Here is a 461-nt window from a genome sequence, read left to right as displayed (position 1 = left end):
GGGTGGCAACCCTGCCCTGACGACGATATCGTGCAGAAAATGCGGATAAAGCCCGCCACATTGACTTAACTTTCCAGGACCAGCGAACAATGGACCGGATCGATCGCTTCCGCATCTTCACCCGGGTCGTGGAATGCGCCAGCTTCACCCGTGCTGCCGACCAGCTCGGCCTGCCCCGCTCGACCGTCTCGGCGGCGATTGCCGAGCTGGAACAGCGGCTTGGCACCCGCCTGCTGCAGCGCTCGACCCGACGGGTATCCACCACCCATGACGGCGACGTGTTCCATGCCCGCTGCCTGCGCCTGATCGCGGAGGTTGAAGACGCCGAGTCGCTGTTCCGGCAGGACGACGCGCAACCGGCCGGTTTGCTGAAGATCGACGTACCCAGCCGCATCGGCCGTCGCATCATCGCCCCGGCGTTGCCGGATTTCTTCGCGCGCTACCCGCAGGTGGAACTGGAC

1 protein-coding gene is annotated in these 461 nt (G+C 65.1%); it reads left to right on the top strand.

Features of this window, described 5'->3' with window-relative positions; genetic code table 11:
- Positions 1 to 89: 89 nt before the first annotated feature.
- Positions 90 to 461: LysR family transcriptional regulator (locus HOV91_RS39275; RefSeq protein ID WP_174190209.1), on the top strand; the 372-nt coding region annotated here is incomplete at its 3' end.

The organism is Nocardia barduliensis (genome assembly GCF_013315795.1).
Classification (GTDB): Bacteria; Actinomycetota; Actinomycetes; order Mycobacteriales; family Mycobacteriaceae; genus Nocardia; species Nocardia barduliensis.
The sequence above is the reverse complement of the archived record's forward strand: the minus strand, read 5'-3'. Positions and strand labels throughout refer to the sequence as shown.